A 21,852-nucleotide genomic window follows, 5' to 3' on the forward strand; every position below is an offset into this window, starting at 1 on the left:
TAAATGCCTCGGGAGAAGGTCCGCTACCGTTGCTCTCGCTGTGGCTACGAGAGCGAACAATGGATGGGTAGATGCCCCGAATGCGGCGAGTTCGGCACCCTTGAAAAGCTGGAAATAAGGGAAGAAAGAGAAAAGAGAGAATGTCCCCGCTTAGCCCCCCTTAAGCAGGTGGAAATAGCCAAAGATGAGAGGTTCTCAACGGGTGGAGAGGAAATGGATAGGGTATTGGGTGGTGGGATTGTAAGAGGGGCAGTGATTCTACTTGGAGGCGAGCCGGGCATAGGCAAATCCACCCTCCTTTTACAAGTCGCCTCCAAGCTCTGCGAAAGGGGAAACGTCCTCTATGTATCAGGGGAGGAAAGCCCATCCCAGATAAAGCTGAGGGCATCTCGCTTGAATATCAACGAGGAAAAGCTCCTCTTGCTTGCGGAGACGGATGTTGAATCCATAGTGGAGAGCATCCTCTCCCTTAAACCAGAAGCGGTTATCATAGATTCAATCCAGACAATTTATCATCCCGAAATAGAATCTCCTCCGGGAACCGTTAGCCAGGTTAGAGAATGCGCCTTCCGCTTGATAAATCTCGTTAAGACCCTTGGCATTCCCCTCTTCTTGGTTGGTCATATCACGAAGGAAGGCACCCTCGCCGGTCCCAAGACATTGGAACATATGGTGGATTGCGTCCTCTACCTCGAAGGGGATGGAGTTCACCCTTGGAGGATATTGAGGGCAACTAAGAATCGTTTCGGTTCAACGAACGAGGTGGCTATGTTTGAGATGAGGGAAGAGGGAATGGTGGAGGTTAAAAATCCCTCCCTTGAGCTCTTAGCGGAGAGGGATAAGCACGCTGTTGGCTCAGTAGTTACGGCGATTATGGAGGGAAGCCGTCCCCTCCTTCACGAAGTTCAAGCCCTTGTAACCTATTCGCCTTTCCCCCAGCCGAGAAGGATGGCGCAGGGAGTGGACTATAATAGATTCGTCATAATGGTAGCGGTTTTAGAGAAGAAGCTCGGCTTGAAGCTCTACCAACAAGATGTGCTAGTTAATGTGGTAGGAGGGATAAGGATTGATGAGCCGGCAGCTGATTTGGCAATGGCTATGGCTATATTCAGCAGCGCGAAGAGTCAGCCTCTACCGCCAGACCTTATCGTTTTCGGAGAAGTAGGGCTTGGCGGGGAGATAAGGAGCGTCCCCTGGGCGCAAAGCAGATTGGAGGAGGCGGAAAGATTGGGCTTCACCAAAGCCCTCATTCCCAGACATAATCTCAAGAAAATAAGCCCACCCCAGGATTTGAAAATCCTCGGGGTGAGCAATCTTAAAGAAGCAGTAGGCATCCTGCAAGGAGGCGAAGAATGGTAGATAAGTTAAAGGAACTTGTAAAGTCCCTTTTGAGCGAAGAGAAAGTTGATGTCGTCATCGCCTATGGGCAAGGTTCTTTCCCCTTCCGCTCTATTCCTATCTTCATAGAGAAAGCGGAGGATGTGGATAAAATGGTCTTTAATTCCTTCTGCTATCATAATCTCGCGAAGTATATTCCTCAGGAGAGGGATAAAAAAATCGGCATAGTAGCCCTCGGTTGCACGGGAAGAAGCCTCTCTATCCTGCTTCAAGAGAGGCAGATAGATAGGGAAAATCTATATATCATAGGTGTGGCTTGCCCAGGGATGATAGATTTCAATAAGCTCGCATCAAAGGCGAATCTCAGGCTCGTGAGGGAAATAAGAGAAGAAGGGGAGGAATTGATAATTGAACCTCAGGGTATAAGGTTGCCCCGAAAGGCTTTCCTTTACAAGTCCTGCGCGGTTTGCCCTTATCCCACTCCCCTCCTCTATGACGAGCTCCTCGGTGAGAAAAGGGAAGGACAACTCGCTTTTCCCGATGTTGAGGAGATGGAAAAGCTCTCTTTGGAGGAACGCAAGAATTATCTTGATGAAAGATTCGCCCTTTGCATTCGCTGTTTCGCCTGCAGGCTATCCTGTCCTTCCTGCTATTGTAAGGAATGCTTCGCGGAAAGCCTCCTTCCTCGCTTTGTCTCCCATCAAATAACCACCGAGGATAATCGTCTCTTCCATCTCAACAGGGCTATGCATCTCGCAGGGCGTTGCGTTTCCTGCGGGGAATGCCTGCGAGCCTGCCCCCTAGATATCCCGATGTTTGACCTCCATAGGAAGTTGGAGAAATCGGTTTACGAGTTGTATCAATATGTCTCTGGGATGGACCCATCTCAACCTCCCCTCTTAGCAACCTATTCACCTGAAGACCCCGACCTGGAAGGAGAGTAAAGATGAACAAAATCTATTTCGCCAGAGAGGACGATATTAAAAGATTTTTGCAAAACTTAAAGGAAAAAATGACGGTTATCGCTCCCCGAAAGTGGGGCGATGTGGTAGTATACGCCCAGATTGAAAATCCTGATGAGTGGGTAAGGGAAGGATTACCGGTGCGTCCCCTAAAGGAATGGTTCTTCCCTGCTTCTGAGCACCTCTTCTATTTCCGAGATGGCAAGATTGTGGAACCTAAAAATCAGGATGAGCCCTTCCTCATCTGGGGAGCGAGGATGTGCGATATAGCCAGCTTAAAACTCCTTGATAAAGTCTTCAATAGCGTCTATAAAGACCCCTACTATATCAGGAAAAGAGAGCTCGCTACGATAGTTCTCCTCCGTTGTCGTGAACCGATGTGGGGTTGCTTCTGCAAGGAAATGGGAATAACGGAGGAAGGCGCGGATGTGATTCTCACTCCCTTAGAGGATGGATTCCTCCTTGAGATAGGCTCGGAGAAGGGAGAGGGACTCTTGGGGAGAGCGGGAATGGAATTTGAGAACTGCGAGGATAGAATAGAGAAGAGGAATGGATTCATCAGGAGATTTGAGGAGTCATTTGATGAGCTATATGATAAGCAAGGGGTATATGATTTTTTGAAAAGGGCTTGGGAGCATTCCATCTGGGAGGAATTTGCGAGGAGATGTTTGGGGTGCGGCATCTGCACATTCCTATGCCCAACCTGCCACTGCTTTGACATTGAGGATGAGAATCTCTCTCTTCAAGTGGGCGCTCGCTTCCGATGTTGGGATACCTGTCAATTCTCCCTCTTCACCCTCCAAACCTCAGGGCATAATCCTCGTCCTACTAAAAAGGAGAGGGTAAGGCAAAGATTTATGCATAAGCTCGCTTACTGTCCCGAGAGATATTCGGAGACATTCTGCACGGGTTGCGGTAGGTGCGTCAGGCTTTGTCCTGTGAACATAGATATAAGGGAAGTTTTGAAGCTTCCAACTACCCAAGGGGTGACTCCTACTGGTCAACCTTAGGGCAAGGGAGATAATCAGAAGGAAAAGGGATGGGTTAAATTTAAGCGGTGATGAAATAGGGTGGTTTGTTGAAGCTTTCTTAAAAGGGGAGGTTGGGGAAGGCGAAATGTCTGCGTTTTTGATGGCTGTTTTCCTCAGGGGGATGGATAGGGAGGAGACCTATCATCTCACTATGGCGATGGCTTACTCGGGTGAAATCCTTGACCTCTCACAAATTGAGGGAATTAAAGTTGATAAGCATTCAACAGGCGGAGTTGGTGATAAGGTTACGCTGATTTTTGCTCCTTTGGTGGCTTCAGCTGGTCTCATCGTCCCAAAGCTTTCCGGAAGGGCTTTGGGTCATACCGGCGGGACAATTGATAAATTGGAGGCTATACCGGGCTTCAGGGCTTCGTTAAGTAGAGCGGAATTCCTCTCTCAATTGAAGAGGATTGGATTGGCTGTATCGGCGCAGACGGAGGAACTTGCTCCCGCTGATAAATACATTTACTCCTTGAGAAACAGGATTGCCTGTGTGGAAAGCCTTCCCCTCATCGTCTCAAGCATTATGTCAAAGAAGATAGCGGGCGGCGCGGATGTGATTATCGTTGATGTGAAATCAGGCAGAGGAGCATTTATGAGTGGGGAGGAGGCGAGGAAATTGGCTGAGGAGTTGGTCGCGGTGGGGGAGATGGCGGGGAAGAAGGTATCCGCTGAGATAACGCCAATGGACCAGCCGCTTGGCTATGCGGTGGGTAGGGCTTTGGAGGTAAAGGAAGCGATTGAGGTTTTAAAAGGGAATGGACCGGAGGATGTTAGGGATGTTTGCCTTTCACTCGCTGGGTTGGCTTTCTGGAGGGCGGGGATATCCAATTGCCGAGAGGAAGGGAAGAGAAAAGCTCAGGAGCTGTTGGAAAACGGAAGGGCATTGGAGAAGTTTGCCAAATGGATGGAAGCGCAGGGGGCGAATCCGAGGATAATTGACGATTTCACCCTTTTGCCATCGGCGGATAGCAAACCCTTCTTTGCAGATAAAAGGGGAATAGTTGAAGGGATAGATTGCAAAAGATTGGGCGAGATATCGCATATCCTTGATGTTCATCCGGGAGGAGGGATAATTTTGAGGAAAAAATTAGGGGATGATGTAAAGGAAGGAGAAGAATTGGCGCTTTTATTCGGGGAGGAACCCAACCTAAGCAAGGCTTGGGAGGAGATGAAAGGCGTATTCCTCATTGAATAAGGAGAGATGTTTAAGCCAATAATATCGGACTTTTTGATTGCTCTAAAGACGAGATTTCTTCGCTAACCCTAGCAATGACAGTGGAAGATGTAATCGCGAGACCACCGTAGGCGGGCGTGGCAATTTCTTCCCATCACAGGAAAAAAAACATAATTTAAAAAACATTCCAGAAAAGGGGCTACGAAACACCCGTTCCCATTTAATTGCTATTTTCAATAGAAGATGAGGCAGGAGGCGAAGCATTTCCTGAATTAAGCGATGAATGGAGAGGTTATACCGATTATGTTATGTTTAATTCATAAAAGGGAACCTCCCTCCGTGTAGCCACCTAACCCCAAAGAAGCATGGGCTTTTCCCTGAATTCGTCAGCAACTCTTATCACTATCGGCGATTCAATCCAACTCGCTTAGGTTGGATAAGATACGCTTCCGAAGCTGACAAAACCCGCTTTCATCCTCTCCATTTCCAACACCTCCTATCTCAATTCCTTCATCGCTGTCTCAACAGAGACATCATCGTGAACTATCCTGCTTATTGCTCTGAGAAGGGCAACGGGCTCCTTCGCCTCCCAAATGTTCCTCCCCATTGATACACCGCCAGCGCCACAATCCATCGCATCCCTCACTACCTTCAAAAGCACCTCTGGGTCATCCGAGGCCGGACCGCTCAAAACCATATATGGAACGGGACAATATTTAACGACTTCCTTGAACGATTCCTTATCCCCTGTATAATAACCCTTAACTATATCCGCTCCCACCTCAGCAGCTACCCGAGCGGAGAACTTTATTACCTCCGGGTCCTTCGGCCATTCCCTCCCCGCCCTCGTCTCAAATTGATGAGTTAAGATATCCGCAGGTATCATCTCAATCATAAGGGGCATTCCCCAAAGGTCGCAGAGCTCGCTCACCTTGCCGTTTTTCTCCGTCAGCTCCGCTTCCCTCGGAACGCCTATAACGCCGAATGTAGCCACCGCATCGGCGCCGAATCTCAGAGCCTGTTCAACGGAGGAAATCAGGCGGTCATTGGTTAAATCAGGTCCTATTGAGGTGGCTGTTCCATCCAACCTCAGCATAAATGAGATATTACCCGCCATTTCCCTGTAAACAAGCTTGGCAATGCCGGGAGTGACCAAAACGGCGTCCGCTCCTCCCTCAATGGCGATTCTCACCACCCTCTTAGGGTCCTCTATCCCCTTCATCGGCTTGATGCATATCCCATGGTCCAAGGTGAGGAGAACGCATCTTTTTGTTTGAGACTTGAATAACCTTGCCATTCTAATCTCTTTTCCTATCATAGAATTTCCTCCTTTCATCCGTACAATTTCTTATAAATCATTTGATAATTTTTGTAAATCTTCTCGTATAAAAGTGATGCTTCAGGGTCTGGATGGAAGACCTTCCTGATTTTCACAAGTTCATCCAAAATATCCAAAGAGAAGATACAGCATCCTATACCTGCCAAAATCCCCGCCCCAAAGACCGCTGACTCGCTATTCATAGGAGTCTCAACGGGCAGATTTAAAACATCAGCCTTAATCTGGAGCCATATATCGCTCTTGGAAGCTCCTCCCAAGGACCTGACTTTCTCTACAGGGATGGAAAGAGAGCGCAACAATTCAATATTCTCTCTCAGCATAAAGTAGACAGCTTCAACAATTGCCCTAATGAAGTGAGCGCGACCATGGTTCAAAGTTATCCCTACGAAGGCGCCACTCGCATCCGGGTTGTAATTCGGGCAAAGGCTTCCCTTGAAATAGGGAACCGCTATGAGCCCATCGGAGCCAGGTGGGATTGACTTAGCGAGGGATAACATCTCCTCATAACCCTCAATTCCCTTGAGCGAGGGGAAATTATCTCTGAACCATCTCAGGAGGATTCCCGCCGCTTCGATGTAGGGCATAAGGACATAGGTATTGGGGATGCAATGAGGCGAGCAGGGGATTCGCCTTTGGGGATCAAAGATTGGGGTATGGGTTGTTGCTATTATAGTCAAGGCGGTGCCGGTGGTCTCTGTGATGATGCCCGGTCTCACATTTCCCGCTCCCAAAGCGTCTACCATCTGGTCCATACCGCCGTTTACGACGGGAATTCCCGCTGGCAAACCCAATTCATTCCCCACAGCCTCCCCGATTCGCCCCGCTATCTCATCAGATTGCAAAACCTCTGGCAATTTATCCCGCCCGATTTCAAGGATATTCAAGGCTTCATCCCACCATTCTTTATTCAAAATATCCAAATAGCCAGTGGATGAAGAGACCGATGGGTCTGTGACGATTTCTCCAGTTAGCCTCCATATCAAGTAATCTTTAAGCAGGAGAAACTTTGCGGTTCTCTCAAAAATGCAGGGCTCATTTCTTTTAAGCCAAAGGATTTTGCAAATCGTCCACTTGGGGGACATTTCAGGCATCCCAGTTTTCTTATACCAAACCTCAAGTGGAATCTCCTTAGAGACGATATCCGCCTCTCCATAAGCCCTTGAATCCAACCACACAATCGCTCTTCTTAAAACCTTCCCCTCACCATCCAAGCAAACAAATGTCTCCCCCTGACTTGATAAGCCGATAGCGAGGATGGACGAGGGCGCCACACCGGATTTCCCCATAACCTCCCTTATCCCATCTTTACAGTTCTTCCAATATATATCAACATCGCATTCCACCCTGTTATCCGACGAAGTAAGCAAGGAATATTCCTTGATAGCTATTGCTTCAAGCTCTCCTCTCTCGTTGACTAAGCCAACCTTAACGGAGGTTGTTCCTATATCAATTCCCAACAAATATCTCATTTATAGTGTTCCCTCATCTCCTTATGATAGGGAAGGGAGAGAATCTCCTCCAAGAGGGCTTCTGCTTGCTCAAGGCTTTTCGTCCATGGGTCCATAAGGATTAGCTGAAGGAGCTTCTCCTTGCTGCCCTCAATGTAGGCGGATAGCTCCATCTCAACGGGAGCCACCCTTTCCCTCAGGATGAGGGCGATTATGGATTTTGGAAGCCCATCAACCTTTATTCCCTGAATTCCTTTCTTTGAAACCAAAGCGGGAATCTCCACTGCGAAGTCCTGCGGTATCCCCTCAATGAATGGTCCATAGTTCGCTATATTCACCTGAAATACCCTTGGGATATCAAGCGCTATGGATTCAACGATAGGGATTATGATTTCGCCTGTCTTTCTGGGCGGATAGACATCGCTTATCTTAACCGATTCGTCTTTCGCCAGCCTAATCATCTCCTCAACCCTTTGCCTTCCTCCTATGAAGTAGCCTTCATACCAATTTTTCGGGTCTTCCTTCCAGCTTCTCTCCATTTCGTCGTTGAGGTGATACCACCAAGGCCAGGTTCCTCCACCGGGCGTTGCGGTATCGCCAATGGGATACAACCCCAACCTCTTATAAACATCTACCGGCTTGGGACCCATCATATCGCCGAACCCACAGGTCTTCCAATATTCGGGCGCTTTCTCCTCAACCCACTTATCCAATAGAGGATAGGCATCCTCACCTTTGTAGGTGAAGTGGCTGAGGAAGACGAAATGATTGACACCGAGGATTTGGAAATTTACATATTCCTCCTCCAAGCCGAGGAGACGGATAATCTGATAAATCCCTGCGAAGCCGTGGCAGAGCCCTACAAGCTTTGCGCCTTTATATTTTCTTGATAAATAGGTTATGCCAGCGAGAACGGGATTCGCCACCTGCAGATACCAAGCGGAAGGGCAAATCTCCAAAATGTTTTCCATAATCTGTTCAAATAATTTGAACTGATAAAAATTAATCCAAAAAGCCTCGTCGTGAACGATGTGAAAGCTACCGCCAAACCTATAGCCGTATTTAAAGGCTATCTCCCAACCTTCCTTCAATCTATCGTGCCCCGCCGCTAAGGCGGAATTTATAACGAAATCCGCTCCTTCTAACGACTCCTTGAGGCTCAATGTCTTCTCCAGATTCAATTTCACCCCCAATTCATCGGCATATCTCTTACAAAGGGTGTAAACAGCGTTCAATCTCTCCTCGTTTATATCCATAAAGCTTATCGTGCTTCCTTCAAGGCTCGGTGTTAAGCATATATCTTTTATTAGCCCGAGGGAGAAAACAGCGCTTCCTGCTCCGACGATGCTTATCTTCACATTCATTTTCTGCTTCCTCCTTCCACAATAAAACTCTGCAAATCCTCTCTAATGCATTTGAAATCCGAACTCATTTTACTAAATTCACATATAAGGTCAATAAAAGAGAAAAAATTCTTGACCTTTCCCCCTTTCTTCTTTATCATTTTAATCAAATAGGAGGTGCTTTTTATGAAGATTTCTCGTAGAGAATTCCTGAAAAAGCTTGGTCAGGCTGGTCTAGCAGCTTTAGGAGCGAAGGTGATTTTGGAGGAAAGCTTTTCCGCCCAGCCATCCTATCCTAATCTTGTGGTTGTAAAGGGAAGAGATGCGGAGAAAATGTTGGAAAAAGCCCTAAATGAACTGGGAGGGATTAAAAGATTTGTTAAGAGAGGCTCCACCGTCGTCCTGAAACCCAACGCCGCCTTCGCACAACCTCCAAAGGTCGGAGCGAATACCCATCCTGAGGTCCTCCAAGCAATGATAAGGCTTTGCAAGAAGGCGGGAGCGAAGAAGATAATAGTCGCTGAGCACTTCCTGGCTCCACCTGATGTTGCCTTGAAGGTCAATGGCCTAGGAGCAGTTGCCGAAAAAGAGAATGTTGAATTTCTCATTCTCCACGACCGCAAACTCTATAGAAGGGTTGATATCCCGAAGGGGAAAGTCCTCAAATCCGACGAGGTCGCACAATGTGTCCTTGATGCAGATGTCTTCATCAATATGCCAGTCGCGAAAGTCCACGGTGGCTCCATCCTCACCCTGGGAATGAAGAATCTTATGGGAACGAATTGGGATAGAGGCTATTGGCATAGAGCTGACCTCCATCGCTGTATAGCCGATTACTCCACCCGTGTTAAGCCCCATCTGATTGTCCTTGATGCCATCACCCTTATGCTCACGAACGGTCCCGGTGGACCGGGCGACCTCAAGCAATTGAATACCCTCGTCGTTGGAACGGACCCAGTCGCTGTTGATTCCTATGGCGCCTCTCTATTTGACATGAACGGGAGAGACATCCCCCATATCAGATATGCCTATGAATATGGTCTAGGACAGATAGACTTGAAGAAACTGAAAATAAAATATCTGACTGTTTAAGGGATAAAAGTTGCGTTTTCTGCGTAGATTCGTCCAATTAGGAGCGTTAGCTGGCTTCCTTTATATCTTATATCGGACAAATTTCGTCAAGGGGATAAAGATTCCTGCACTCTTCCTTCGCCTCGACCCCCTCGCCTTTTTCGCCAATCTCTCCTCCCGTTCCCTTCCCATTTTCCTCTTTCCCGCCCTCATTCTCCTCATTGCAACCCTCCTACTTGGCAGATTCTTCTGCGGATGGATTTGCCCTTGGGGAACTGTCCTTGATATCTTCAGAAGAATCGCGAGATGGCTGAGGCTGGATAGAATAGCTTCTCTCAATCCTCCCCTATGGCTCAAATATGCGATACTCGCCGTCGGAGTAGTTCTCTCCCTCTTCGGCGTCAGCTTCATCTTTATACTGGACCCCCTGAGCCTCTCCACTCGCTTATGGGGATGGCTCGTTTTTATGCCCCTTGATAAAACCAAAATAGTTTGGAGCGGATTGGCTGTCGTTCCCGTCATCTTATTGGAGTTATTCGCCTCCCGATTTTGGTGTAGAAGCCTTTGCCCCTTGGGCGCTCTTCTGGGCTTATTCTCTTATTTCTCCCTCATCAAAAGAAAAGTTAACGAGAATTGTATAGATTGTGGTAAGTGCCAACGAATTTGCCCTATGTCCGCTGTCGGAGATGACCCTCGCTCAACTAAAGCATCCGAATGCACGCTTTGCTGGGATTGTGTTAAGCCCTGCCCAGTTAAAGCCATCTCTTTCGGCAAGGGAGGAAGGAAAGAGGTTTCCTTGCCGGGCAGAAGAGCGTTTCTCTCTTCCCTGGGTTTGGGCTTGATAATGGGGGTTCTATTTAGGAAGACGAGATTCCAGTCCTCAACTTTGATTAGACCACCGGGAGCGAGAAGGGAGGAGGAATTCTTGGGGTTATGCATAAGATGTGGGGAATGTATAAGGGCTTGTCCGACGGGAGGATTGCGTCCCGCGCTCCTTGAGGCGGGATGGGAAGGAATAGCAACTCCACGCTTAGTTCCCCGCATTGGCGGTTGTGCTTCCTACTGCAATCTCTGTAGCGAAGTTTGCCCAACGGGAGCGATAAAGCCCTATAAGCTTGAGGATAAAGCCAACATAAAGATTGGAATAGCGAAGGTGGATTACAATCGTTGTATCGCTTACGCTGAGGGGAAGGATTGTCTAGTATGTCAGGAGAACTGTTCATATCAAGCTATAGCACTCCTTCCGGGACCGAAGAAAGCGAAGATACCGAAGGTCAGGCCGAGAAGATGTGTTGGTTGTGGCATGTGCGAGAATCATTGTCCCGCTGAAGGACCAGCTGCGATAAGGGTTTATAGGAGAGATTAAAAATTTTGAGTCATTTCCAAACCCTTAACGAAGAAATTTTTCTATGCTTGCGAGGCGAACCCTTTCCGTGATTGCGAGCGATAGCGAAGCAATCTCTTTTGTGCTTTTTCCTTATGAGAGGCGAGCCCGCCGTAGGCGGGCTCGCAATTCTTTTTTAAACGAAGCGTTGATTCGCTATCGCTTACATTCTTTAATCATCTTTCGCTATAGTTTAAAACCTTTCCCCGTGTTAGCATAAACGGAAAATATGTTTCGCTTCCCGAAATTAAAATATTCACTCACCAAAGCAAGCCTCAATATTATGAAAAAATATTGACAGAGTTTTGAATGGGCTAAAATTTAGAAAATCACAAAGGAGGTTCTAACATGAAGAAATTTTTGTATGTTTTGGTTGTTGGTGTGTTGGTGTCTCTTTTGGCGGGCTGTGGGGGCGGAGGAGGTGGCGGGGCATCGGGACCTACAGTGAGCATCTTGTCGCCTATAAATAACGCTACCGTTTCGGGAACAACCACTATTGAAGCGACAGCTACTTCAAACATCGGTGTTCGGCTGGTTGAGTTTTATGTTGACAATAATAAAGTGGGAGAAGATACCTCTCCCCCCTATACTTGCTCTTGGAATGCTGATACCTTCCCTTACGGCACAGAACATTCAATCCATGCGCGAGCACAGGATAATGCTGGCAACTGGGGAAGCAGTCCAAAGATAAACGTCACAATCGGCGATTCTCAAGCTCCTCAAATCACACTCATATCTCCTCAAGCCAATATCGTTCCTGTCTCGGCTTTAATTCCCATAAGGGTCTCTATTCAAGATAGAGGAAAGAAGACAAAGGCTCCAAGCGGTATTCAAAAAGTTGAATTCTTCGTTGATGGAAATAAATTAGGAGAAGTTCCTGGTAATTCACAAACTTCAGGGATATTTGAATGTCCAAATCTCTGGGATACGAGCGGATTGAAACATAATACAACACACACAATCCTGGTTAGGGCAACCGATAATGTCGGTCTCGTTGGCGAGTCCACATTTCAAGTAACCGCAAATGCTGAATGGACGATTTTCATATATGCCGACGCTCATAATGACCTTCTTCAAAATCTTCTAATTCATCTTAAGGACTTGCAATCAAATCTAACATCAACTCAAGGGATAAATGTAGTGGTCCTTGCGGGAGGAGTTTCAGATTACTTTTATTATTTCCATAACGGAACATATAGTGAAGAGGCATTGCCTCAACCAATTAATTTTGGCGACCCGAATAACCTGGGTAGTAGTTTAAAAGCAGTGATACAAAACTTTCCTGCCAAGAAATATCTTCTCCTCATCTGGGACCACGGCAGTGGATGGAGGAAGAAAACCGCTAAGCGCGATATCTGTTTTGATGAGTATTTTAACGACTCATTAGACCTTCCCGAGCTCAAGCAAGCGTTCCAAACCGCCGTGAATATTTTAGGCAGGAAGATAGATGTGGTTGTGCTAAATGCCTGCGTAATGGGGACCATAGAGGTTGATTATCAGTTAAAGGACCTTGTTGATTACCTCGTTTCCTCGGAGGCATCAATGCCCGATGCACCGCTTTGGGGAGAATCCCTTAAAAAACTTGTCTCCAATCCGGGGATGTCGCCGCGAGATTTAGCTATAACGGTAGCCGATACATTTTATAACCAAGCTTATGAAGCCTACCAATCAGGACTATTGAAAGAGGGTGCAACGATATCCGCTAAAGACCTATCAATGATAGATAAAATCGCCGAAGATATTTATTACTTTGCCCACTATTTGAGGGATTGCGTACCATCCAGCGCTCAAGCAATTATGAATTTAAGGGACAACACAACCAATTTCTCCCCGTATGAAAATCTCCCTCCCTATTATATAGACCTTTACGAATTCGCCCACTTGGTCGCAAACAATACATCCTATGATGCCCTCAAAACCGCCGCTCAAAATCTTATGCATGATATAGATGCTTCCCTTCTCTACTGCAAATTCTTTGGCTTTAGTTGCGCAAAAGGTTATTCTATTTGGTTTCCTCACTATGGCGATGTGGTTAATGACCAAGATGCACTAAGTAAGTGGTTGCAATTAGACTTTGCGCAATCCACCGGCGGGAAAGAATGGTATCAGTTCCTCTACGATGAATTGACGACATATCCTTTAGGAAAAGAAGCAAGGGGTAAAACAAGGTTAATCCATCGCTGAGTTCACTTCATTTAAGGGGCGGCTTTCCTTTCAGAAATCCTCGCAATGAGAGAGGGAGGATTGCCACGCCTGCCTTTAGCGGGCTATCAGCTGACTAAATCCACCCTTCCCTTGAAGCTCAAGAGAATAACATACCCTCGTTATTGACGAAGAAAGAAGCTATCTTATAATTACAGAGAAAAAAGAAAGGAGAGTCCGCTTATGGAAAAAGTCAAATGCGCCGTTATAGGCTATGGTATGGGAAAGCTCCATAGCGAGTTCATCAATTCAACCGATGGCTTAGAACTCGTAGCTGTCTGCGACATAGATAAAGCTCGCACCGAGCAAGCGAAAAAGGATTTCCCCTCAATCCAAACATATAATTCCACCGATGACCTCCTCAAAAATTGCCAATTTGACCTCGCCGTTGTCGTAACACCCCACAATACCCATTATCCTCTCGCTATGCAATTCCTCTCCGCTGGGAAGAATGTCGTCATAGATAAGCCTTTCTGCATAACCACTAAAGAAGCAACGGATATGATAAACTTGGCAAAAGAAAAGGGGGTTATGCTTTCCGTCTTCCACAATCGCAGATGGGATGGCGATTATCTCGCCCTTAAGTCCGCGGTTGAGAGCGGCTTAATCGGTGAAATCTTCCATTTGGAGATTTTTATGGGACATTATCACCATCCCGGTCCCTGGTGGCGCTCCTATAAGGAAACCTCAGGAGGTGCCCTTTATGACTGGGGAGCTCATCTCGTTGATTGGATTTTGGGGTTGATTCCCTCAAAGGTTAAGAGCGTGGGTGGATTTAGCCACAAACTTCTCTGGACTGATGTTAGCAACGAGGATAATGTGGAAGGGATAATCCAATTTGAGAACGGCGCTGTTGCCTATGTGCAAGTGTCCTCAATTGCAATGGCGCACAAGAAAAGATGGTTCATCCTCGGAACGCAGGGAAGCCTGGAGGATGAATGGGGAGCAAACGGATTTCGCCTAAGGAAGCAAGTAGATGGCGTAATTATGGAGGGAACGCTTCCCTATAAAGAAAGCCAATGGGAGGCATATTATAGAAACATCTCCGCTCATCTCCTCGAAGGGGAAGAGCTCGCCGTTAAGCCAGAGGAAGCGAGAAGGGTGATAGCGGTGATAGAGATGGCGAGCAATGCCAACGGTCAAGTGATTCCCTTCCCCCAGGATTTATATTGATTGGGAGGAAAAAGATGCCACGCATATTAGCGATAGATTTAGGCGGAACGAGGATGAGGGCGGGAGCCTTTGACGGGAATCTCCTCGCCCAAGAGGTTCTCCAAACAGAAGTGGAAAAGGGTCCCGAGGACATAATAAAGAGGCTTATAGAAGCCAGCCACAGGGTTTTGAAAGAAGTGGGTTGGGATAGGATAGATGGAATTGGTATGGCTGTTCCCGGTCCAATTGATAGGAAGGCGAAGACAATCAATTCTCCTCCCAACATGCCCGGCTGGGACAACATTCCCATTGGAGCAATCTTTGAGGAGGAATTCTTCGCTCCCTCCTTCATTGATAACGACGCTAACGCAGCCGCACTCGGCGAGGCGATTTATGGCGCTGGGCAAGGGGCAAGCGTAGTTTGTTATTTCACCGTCTCAACGGGAATAGGTGGAGGATGTGTTATAAAGGGGCATATATTTCACGGAGCGGGAGATAATGCCGCCGAGTTCGGACACCAGAAGCTTGACCCCTTCGGACCACCCTGCGGCTGCGGAAGAAGGGGATGTTTAGAGGCGCTCGCCTCGGGAACAGCAATCGCAAGGAGAGCGAAAGAACTCCTGCTTCATAACCCCCAATCCCTCCTTCTCCAGCTGGTGAGGGGAGATATTGAAAGAGTTACCGCAAGGCTCGTCGCACAAGCCGCCTCTCAAGGAGATGCTCTATCCTTAAGGGTCTTTCAAGAGGCGGGATTTTGGCTCGGTCTGGGGATTGCCAATATCATCAATCTATTCAATCCAAAGGTAGTTGTTCTGGGCGGAGGCGTGATAAACGCCGGTGAGTTGATACTCAAGCCAGCAAGGGAAACCGCTCTTCAGAAGGCAATTCCCCAGCTCGCAAGCATAGTTGAAATAGTTCCAGCAAAATTGGGTGAATATCCTGGTCTATACGGAGCGGGAGAAGTCGCTCTGCAGGGCTTGCGAGGTGAGCTGGATACAATTTAGTAAATGCAAATAGCGGATGAAATAACCCTCCGCTCTCTTGAATGGGAAAAGATTAAAAACCTCCTCCTCTCTCATTGCCTCACCCCTATGGGAAAGGAGAGGGTGGAGAGGCTTTCCCCTTCAACTGATATTGAAACCATAAGAACGAACCTCAGGGAAACGGGAGAGGCAATTGAGCTTCTCCGCTTTTCTCCACCTCTAAAGGAAATAACGGATGTTGAGCCTCTCATCCAAAGGGTGGAAAAGGGCGGCTTTTTGCAGGAAAGCGAGCTTATTGAGATAAGGGAATTCGTTTCCCTTGCCCAACGCATCAAGTCGTTTCTCCTTGAAAGAAGCGATTCCTCTCCCCACCTCTCGAGCTTTTCCAGGAGAATCCCGGATTTCACCCAACTTATCGCCACAATCACTTCGGCTATCTCAGATGAGGGAAAGCTAAGGGACAACGCAAGCGAAAGGATGAGAATTGTTAAAGAAAGCATAAGAAATACGATAAAAATTATACAAGATAAATTGGAATCAATGATTAATTCTCCCGCCATTCAGAGGTATCTTCAAGATAGGATAGTAACTTTAAGGGAAGGTCGCTTTTGCCTTGCGGTTAGAAGGGAATTCGCGGATAAAATTGAAGGCATTGTCCATTCCACCTCCTCCAGCGGCTCCACACTCTTCATTGAGCCATTGGCAATCGTAAAGGAAGGAAACAGGTTAAAGGAGCTGGAGAAAGAGGAGGAAGAGGAAAGGGTTAGAATTTTGAGGAAGCTGAGTGGGGTAGTAAAGGGAAAGGCAAACGCGATAAGGAGGGCGAGGGATGTCGTCGGCGTCATTGATTTTTCCCTGGCTAAGGGGAAATTAGCCCTTTCCCTCAACGCTTTTCAGCCGAGCTTAAATGTAGAAGGCAATATTCGCCTGAGGGAAGCTCGCCATCCCCTTCTTCCAAAAGATTCCGCTGTTCCCGTTTCCCTTGAGCTAACTCCCCAAAAGAGAGTCCTCATAATAACAGGTCCTAACACAGGCGGTAAAACCACCACCCTTAAGATGGTAGGGTTGCTCGCTTATATGACCCAATGTGGTCTATATATTCCGGCGAGTGAGGAATCAACATTGCCTATATTTGAGAGAATCCTCGCCGACATCGGTGAGGAGCAGAGTATAGAGCAGAGCCTTTCCACCTTCTCTTCCCACATAAGACAGATAAAGAGGATTTTAGATAACATCCAAGGATTGAGCCTCATTCTGTTGGATGAGTTGGGCGCCGGCACAGACCCCGCTGAGGGCTCAGCCCTTGCAAGGGCTATCGTTGAATACCTCGCAAATAAAGAAAACATCCGCCTTCTCGTTGCCACTCATTTCTCAGAGCTCAAGCTCCTCCCATTCATCAATCCCCATATAAGGGGTGCATCCTTTGAATTCGACCCCGTTTCCCTAAAGCCCACCTTCAATCTCGTAATGGATGCTGTAGGGAGGAGCCACGCTGTTGAGGTTGCCCAAAGGCTTGGCTTGTGGGAGGAGATAATCTCAAGGGCGAGGGAGTTAATGGATTACTCCCAACCGTATGGGGAAATTCTCGCTGAGATAGAAAAGGAAAGGCAATCCTTGCGGGAGGAGAGGGAAAGGGAAAAGCAATTGAGAGGGGAATATGAGAGGAAAATCAAGGAATTGGAGGAGGAAAGGGAAGAGATTTTGCGTTCCGCAAGGGAGAAAGCGGAGGAATTTCTGAGGGAGGTGGAGGGGAAAGTTGAAGCGATATTGAGAGAGAAGGGGAAGAAAAGGGAAAAGAGGGAGGAATGGAGGAAGATATGGGAGAGCGTTAAAGGAGGGGAAGCTCCTGCTTTTAAGATAGGGGATAAGGTCCTTCTTGAGACGATTAAAAAGGAGGGGACGGTTGTGGATATAAAAGGGGAGAGGGTGATTGTGGAAGTTGAGGGGAAGAGGATGAGGGTTCCTCCCTCTCAATTAAGCAAACTGGAGGAGAGAAAAGAGGAAGCGCCTTTAGTTTCCCGTTATGTTCCCCTCTCCCCTCTGGTTAGGGAGGTAAATTTGCGTGGAATGACCGTTGAGGAAGCGCTATATGAGTTGGATAAGGAGCTTGATAAGGCTTATTTTGAGGGGGTGAAGAGGTTAAGGATTATTCACGGTAAGGGGAAAGGGATATTGAGGAAGGCGGTTTGGGATTATCTGAAGGGACATCAATTGGTGGAGAACATAAGGTTGGCGGATGTAAGCGAGGGCAGCTACGGCGCGACAATAGTTGAATTGAAGTAGTTTGCTTTTCTTATTGCAAGGAGCGACTTTGGCATTGGGCGGGGGTGAGCTCCCTGTCATTGGGAACGTTAGCGAAGCAACCTTTTAGAGATTGCCGAGGGCTCCTAAAGGAGCCCTCGGCAATGACACATCTTGTTAGGAGCCTATACCTCTCTGTCATTGCGAGCCTTCTGCGAAGCAGAAGGCGTGGCAATCTCGTGTTTTATCACGGAGAAGGAATGAAATTGCCAGTTCCTCCTTTCTCAATCTGATTCATCATCTTTTATTTATTTTTCAAAAACCTTTACCCATGCCAGCAATGACAGAGGGAGGATTGCCACGCCTGCATTGGGCGGGCAATGTTGAAAACCTTTATTAAAACCCATATTCTTGCCAGAAAGAGAGAAAATCATAAAATATAAGTGGTGAAGGACGATGAAAGTCAGGGATTTAGTGCAAATAGAAAAAGTAGACGAAGTAGTCCAGATTAAAAACCATATACCAGAACAGATAGTTGAAACCTTCGTCGCCGATGAAAGATTGGAGCAACACATAGCTTTCCTTTTGGAGCGCTTCCTCCAAAGAGGAGAGAAAAACTCCTTCTTCATCCTCGGCAGCTATGGAAGCGGTAAAAGCCATCTCCTCGCCTTCATCGGCGACCTCCTCAAATATCCCGAGCTCTGGGATAAGGTGAGGAACGAAACCATTCGCTCCTATGCCCCTCGCTTCAGGGAGAGAAGATTCTTCCCAATCTGGATTCACCTCCCCTCCACTACAATAGACCTCAAAGATTACATCTGGCTGGAATTGGAGGAACAATTGAGCGATATACGCGGGGAGCGCGTTACCCTTGCCCCTGGCGAATACATAAAAACAGCAGAAAGCCAACCACACTTCCTCACCTTCCTGAAAGAGAGTGGGGATAGTGAGGAAGACCCAAGCGAGAGGTGGGAATATCTTAAATCGGAAAAGCCCGAAGAAGCTTTAAACGTCGCGAGAGATTTCTTTGATAGCATCGGCGTTATTCCAAAGATAGGGGAAGAAGTGGAATCAGTTATGGATAGGGCGCTTCAAATTCTTAAGGATAAATTCGGGGGAAGTGCCTCAATCGTCCTCATCATAGACGAGCTCTTTGACTTTTTGAGAGGAAAAGAGGAGGGCTCGGCGGGGTTTGCAAGGGACATCGCCTTCCTCAGGGACCTTGGTGAAGCCTCAAGAAATTACGATTTCTTCGTCTTGGCTTCCCTTCAAGAGGACATCTTGGACCCGACAAGAGCTGGCTCCGAGATCAATAATCTAAATAGGATAAGCCAAAGATTTGATAGGCTCGCAATCCCCTATGTAAATCTCCAAAAAGTAGCGAGGGAGAGGGTCTTGAAGAAGAACCATGAGCAGGAGGAGGAGCTGAGAAAGCTCTACTCCTCCCTGCGAAGGGAATATTTCCCATCCCTCCAATTCGACGAAACTGCCTTCGTTGACCTCTATCCCGTCCATCCCTTCGTCCTTCAAATCTATGAAAAAGTTGTTAGAGAGGTTGGACCGAGGAGTCTGATAAGCTTCCTCTCCCAAAGCGCCCTTAAAATTCAAGATGAACCATATGATACGCTGGTCACCATATCCGACCTCTACGATTATCTGGAAAGCGACCTTGCGACTTTAGTGAATTTCGCCTCTTATGTAAGAGATATAGTCCCCTACTACCGTTCCCATATCCCCCATTGGTTTGAGGATAGGGAAGTAGCGAATTGGATGGAGAAGGCGATAAAGGCGTTGGTCATTCTCAATGTTGCAAAGGAAAAGGCAACCTGCAAGGAGTTAGCGGAATTAATCCTCTATAGGGGAATCAGCGAATTGACCTATGAGGAGTTCGCACATCACATGGAGAAACTCTACAATATGAGCAGTTATTTACATCATGAGTCGGGGAAAGGGGAAGAAGCAATCTATATCTTGAAAACAGAGGGAGTGGATATAGAGAAGCTGATAACGGTGGAGGCATCAAAGATTGGCGATGATGCACCAAACCTTTGGGAAATCATTAGGAAGAGCTTGGAGGATAAGTATCATGCACCTAAGGGTATGGAGCGAAGCGGATGCAGTTATAAGCTGGATTGGCGGAACACGGAAAGAAAGGGATGGGTAAGGTTCGTTGCAGAAGCGGATGCGAGTATACTTGAGGAGGTGAAGGAAGCTCTCACAGAGGACAAGGAGCTTGATTTCTATCTCCTCGTTCTCAGACCCAATCTTCCACCTGATTATCTCTCGGAAAAGGAATTGAGGGAGGAAAAAATCCTCATCTGGCGTCCCTCCAATCTGGGAGCGGATGAATTGAAGCTTTTGAAAAGCAAGCTCGCTATATCTCACCTCCTTAAAACTGATTTAGAGGAGGCAGTGAAGAGAAGATTGAGGGAGAAGTCAAATGAAGCGAGTCAGAGGGTAGATGATTTAGTGGAGGAGATTTATTTTAAAAAGGGCAATCTATCCTTCCTTCAACCACCTCTACCCTCCCCCTTTTCCAACGCAATGGAGGAAAGCGTCAAGAGGCTCTTGGATGAACTCTATCTAGAACATCCTTATTTCCCAAGAAAGATACATAGGAGGATGTTGAAGGAATCAATGCGCTGCTTAGCGGGACTCTTGCCCCGCGATAAAACTCGCATTGATTACCTTGAACAACTCTCGGAAGCCGGTTTGCTCGTTAAGGAAGGAGAGGAGAAATATATAGTGCAGGAGGAGAGGGGTCCTTATAAAGTGATATTGGACAAGCTTAGGGAGAGCGAAGCAAAAATCGTCAATGTTTGGAAGGTATATGAGGCGCTTCGTTCAAGACCTTATGGTCTGACTGCGGAGCTCGTTGAATTCCTCATCTTAGCCCTCGTTTGGAAAGGACTTATAAGCGTGAGGGGAATAGCGAAGGAGTTCTTCCGTCAGGACATTGAGGAACTCCTCGGGGTCAATTTCATCAGCAAGGACTACGGTCTCAAACTACTGGATATATTCGTTCCTCCCGAGGTTTTGGAGCTTGCCAAGGTCATCCTTGAGAGGGAAGTTGAGGCAAATACGACGGAGCAGAAATCCGTCCTTTGGAGCGATTTGAGGGGAAAGGTAGGGGAATACGATATTGACCAATTGGAGAGCAATCTTGAAGGATTTCACGAGCCATTCAATAAAGCTCTACTTTTGGAGCGCCTTGGCACGATTAGGGAGAGGATAGAGAACTTCTCCCGAGTTATTAGGGAGAATGCCTCCCCTGAGGAAGGTTTTACGAAGATTTATGAATTAATTAAGAATAGATTTGAGGAATTCAAGGATGCGTTGGAGGTGTTCAAGAGGCTCTCCCAAATTGGCGAGCGGAGGGAGATGGTGAATAGGGAGATAGATTATCTTCAGCAGATTTCCCTTCCTGAAGGCGATTCGCTTTTGAATGACCGGAATGCCTTCCTATCGGAGCTCACGGGCGAAAAGATTCTGGATTCTAGTTTCCTTGAGAAATGGCTGGACAGGATGGAGTCCTTCAAAAAAGAATACATAGAGAGATATACCGCTCTTCACGAGAAGACGGTGGGTCAGAGGGCAAAAGTGGGTGAGGAATTGGAGGAATTGAGAAGAGACCCACGGCTTTTATGCCTCGGTAGGATTTGGGAGATAATGGGGGAAGTGGGCGCCTCCAATCCCGCAAAGTTAATTGAACCGAAGATAGATAGTATCTTAAAGCAACTCTGCACAAGGCTCTATAAGGACAGCCTCAACCATACTCCCTACTGCCCCCATTGCCGATTCAATCCCGCCAATCCGCCAAAGCTGAAAGAGGAAATTGAGAGTTTGAAAGAGGAGTTGGAGAGAGAATGGAATGCCACGGTAGAAGAGCTTAGGGGAAAGGAAGAGAAGCTGAGGGAGGAATTCGCAAAGGGGACATCTATGGCGCGGGAGAAATTGGAGAGCCTTCTTAAAGGAGAACCAATTGAGTTCAACGAGGAGGTTGTTGAGCTTCTGAAGCGGGGGTTGGGGAAGGTGGAGATTTACGATATGGATTTGCGTCCCTATATAAGGGATGGTGGAATCTACAAGCCCAGCGATTTGCTGGAGAGAATTAAAAAGGCGTTAGAGGATTTGGGTAAGAAAGGGGAAAACATCAGGGTAAGGATAAGATTGAAGTGAGG

Annotated in this window: 14 protein-coding genes; 11 read left to right on the top strand and 3 right to left on the bottom strand. The window is 47.2% G+C overall.

Annotated elements, in window-relative coordinates; genetic code table 11:
- Window positions 1-3: 3 nt before the first annotated feature.
- From radA to H5T88_02585, 4 genes are read left to right on the top strand one after another with little or no spacing between them, the layout of a single operon-like run.
- Window positions 4-1,359: a DNA repair protein RadA gene (gene radA / locus H5T88_02570; protein ID MBC7329221.1), complete on the top strand. Its 1,356-nt coding sequence runs from the start codon at window positions 4-6 to the stop codon at window positions 1,357-1,359.
- The gene (locus H5T88_02575) at window positions 1,353-2,282 is read left to right on the top strand and encodes a 4Fe-4S dicluster domain-containing protein (GenBank protein ID MBC7329222.1); all 930 of its coding nucleotides are present in this window, start codon (window positions 1,353-1,355) and stop codon (window positions 2,280-2,282) included. The genes radA and H5T88_02575 overlap by 7 nt, the downstream gene beginning before the upstream one ends.
- A 2-nt stretch (window positions 2,283-2,284) precedes the next feature.
- Window positions 2,285-3,310 (top strand): 4Fe-4S dicluster domain-containing protein, encoded by a 1,026-nt coding sequence (locus tag H5T88_02580; GenBank protein MBC7329223.1) that lies wholly within the window; start codon window positions 2,285-2,287, stop codon window positions 3,308-3,310.
- Window positions 3,297-4,529 carry a thymidine phosphorylase gene (locus tag H5T88_02585; protein MBC7329224.1) on the top strand — a complete coding sequence of 411 codons (1,233 nt, stop codon included), beginning with the start codon at window positions 3,297-3,299 and terminating at the stop codon, window positions 4,527-4,529. The genes H5T88_02580 and H5T88_02585 overlap by 14 nt, the downstream gene beginning before the upstream one ends.
- A 475-nt stretch (window positions 4,530-5,004) precedes the next feature.
- On the opposite strand, the gene H5T88_02590 is transcribed toward H5T88_02585, so the two are convergent.
- Genes H5T88_02590 through H5T88_02600 form a run of 3 tightly spaced genes read right to left on the bottom strand, consistent with a single transcriptional unit; the run spans window position 5,005 to window position 8,659 of the window.
- Window positions 5,005-5,826: a fructose-bisphosphate aldolase gene (locus tag H5T88_02590; GenBank protein MBC7329225.1), complete on the bottom strand. Its 822-nt coding sequence runs from the start codon at window positions 5,824-5,826 to the stop codon at window positions 5,005-5,007.
- Between the two features lie 14 nt (window positions 5,827-5,840).
- Window positions 5,841-7,316 carry a hypothetical protein gene (locus H5T88_02595; GenBank protein MBC7329226.1) on the bottom strand — a complete coding sequence of 492 codons (1,476 nt, stop codon included), beginning with the start codon at window positions 7,314-7,316 and terminating at the stop codon, window positions 5,841-5,843.
- On the bottom strand, window positions 7,313-8,659 hold the full coding sequence (locus H5T88_02600) for an alpha-glucosidase/alpha-galactosidase (GenBank protein MBC7329227.1): 1,347 nt from the start codon (window positions 8,657-8,659) through the stop codon (window positions 7,313-7,315). The genes H5T88_02595 and H5T88_02600 overlap by 4 nt, the downstream gene beginning before the upstream one ends.
- Before the next feature lie 165 nt (window positions 8,660-8,824).
- On the opposite strand from H5T88_02600, the gene H5T88_02605 reads away from it, so the two are divergent.
- From H5T88_02605 to H5T88_02635, 7 genes are all read left to right on the top strand, one after another.
- Window positions 8,825-9,730: a DUF362 domain-containing protein gene (locus H5T88_02605; protein ID MBC7329228.1), complete on the top strand. Its 906-nt coding sequence runs from the start codon at window positions 8,825-8,827 to the stop codon at window positions 9,728-9,730.
- Window positions 9,731-9,740: 10 nt separating this feature from the next.
- Entirely contained in the window at window positions 9,741-11,075 is a 1,335-nt protein-coding gene (locus H5T88_02610) for a 4Fe-4S binding protein (GenBank protein ID MBC7329229.1), read from the top strand.
- A 366-nt stretch (window positions 11,076-11,441) separates the two neighbouring features.
- On the top strand, window positions 11,442-13,277 hold the full coding sequence (locus H5T88_02615) for a hypothetical protein (GenBank protein MBC7329230.1): 1,836 nt from the start codon (window positions 11,442-11,444) through the stop codon (window positions 13,275-13,277).
- A 201-nt stretch (window positions 13,278-13,478) separates the two neighbouring features.
- Window positions 13,479-14,468, top strand: a complete 990-nt coding sequence (locus H5T88_02620; protein ID MBC7329231.1) for a Gfo/Idh/MocA family oxidoreductase — start codon at window positions 13,479-13,481, stop codon at window positions 14,466-14,468.
- A 14-nt stretch (window positions 14,469-14,482) separates the two neighbouring features.
- A complete protein-coding gene (locus tag H5T88_02625; GenBank protein ID MBC7329232.1) occupies window positions 14,483-15,451 on the top strand; it encodes an ROK family protein in 969 nt (322 codons plus the stop codon).
- Between the two features lie 3 nt (window positions 15,452-15,454).
- The gene (locus H5T88_02630) at window positions 15,455-17,713 is read left to right on the top strand and encodes an endonuclease MutS2 (protein ID MBC7329233.1); all 2,259 of its coding nucleotides are present in this window, start codon (window positions 15,455-15,457) and stop codon (window positions 17,711-17,713) included.
- A gap of 414 nt (window positions 17,714-18,127) precedes the next feature.
- Window positions 18,128-21,850: a hypothetical protein gene (locus tag H5T88_02635; protein ID MBC7329234.1), complete on the top strand. Its 3,723-nt coding sequence runs from the start codon at window positions 18,128-18,130 to the stop codon at window positions 21,848-21,850.
- Window positions 21,851-21,852: the final 2 nt, after the last annotated feature.

It is taken from the genome of bacterium (assembly GCA_014360495.1).
Taxonomy (GTDB): domain Bacteria; phylum Armatimonadota; class JACIXR01; order JACIXR01; family JACIXR01; genus JACIXR01.

Bases quoted from the DNA above. Each gene is read 5' to 3' on its own strand.
- H5T88_02580 (MBC7329223.1), top strand. From the start codon at position 2,285: ATGAACAAAATCTATTTCGCCAGAGAGGACGATATTAAAAGATTTTTG.
- H5T88_02615 (MBC7329230.1), top strand. From the start codon at position 11,442: ATGAAGAAATTTTTGTATGTTTTGGTTGTTGGTGTGTTGGTGTCTCTT.
- H5T88_02590 (MBC7329225.1), bottom strand. From the start codon at position 5,826: ATGATAGGAAAAGAGATTAGAATGGCAAGGTTATTCAAGTCTCAAACA.
- H5T88_02620 (MBC7329231.1), top strand. From the start codon at position 13,479: ATGGAAAAAGTCAAATGCGCCGTTATAGGCTATGGTATGGGAAAGCTC.
- H5T88_02625 (MBC7329232.1), top strand. From the start codon at position 14,483: ATGCCACGCATATTAGCGATAGATTTAGGCGGAACGAGGATGAGGGCG.
- H5T88_02595 (MBC7329226.1), bottom strand. From the start codon at position 7,316: ATGAGATATTTGTTGGGAATTGATATAGGAACAACCTCCGTTAAGGTT.
- H5T88_02600 (MBC7329227.1), bottom strand. From the start codon at position 8,659: ATGAATGTGAAGATAAGCATCGTCGGAGCAGGAAGCGCTGTTTTCTCC.
- H5T88_02630 (MBC7329233.1), top strand. From the start codon at position 15,455: ATGCAAATAGCGGATGAAATAACCCTCCGCTCTCTTGAATGGGAAAAG.
- H5T88_02575 (MBC7329222.1), top strand. From the start codon at position 1,353: ATGGTAGATAAGTTAAAGGAACTTGTAAAGTCCCTTTTGAGCGAAGAG.
- H5T88_02635 (MBC7329234.1), top strand. From the start codon at position 18,128: ATGAAAGTCAGGGATTTAGTGCAAATAGAAAAAGTAGACGAAGTAGTC.
- radA (MBC7329221.1), top strand. From the start codon at position 4: ATGCCTCGGGAGAAGGTCCGCTACCGTTGCTCTCGCTGTGGCTACGAG.
- H5T88_02605 (MBC7329228.1), top strand. From the start codon at position 8,825: ATGAAGATTTCTCGTAGAGAATTCCTGAAAAAGCTTGGTCAGGCTGGT.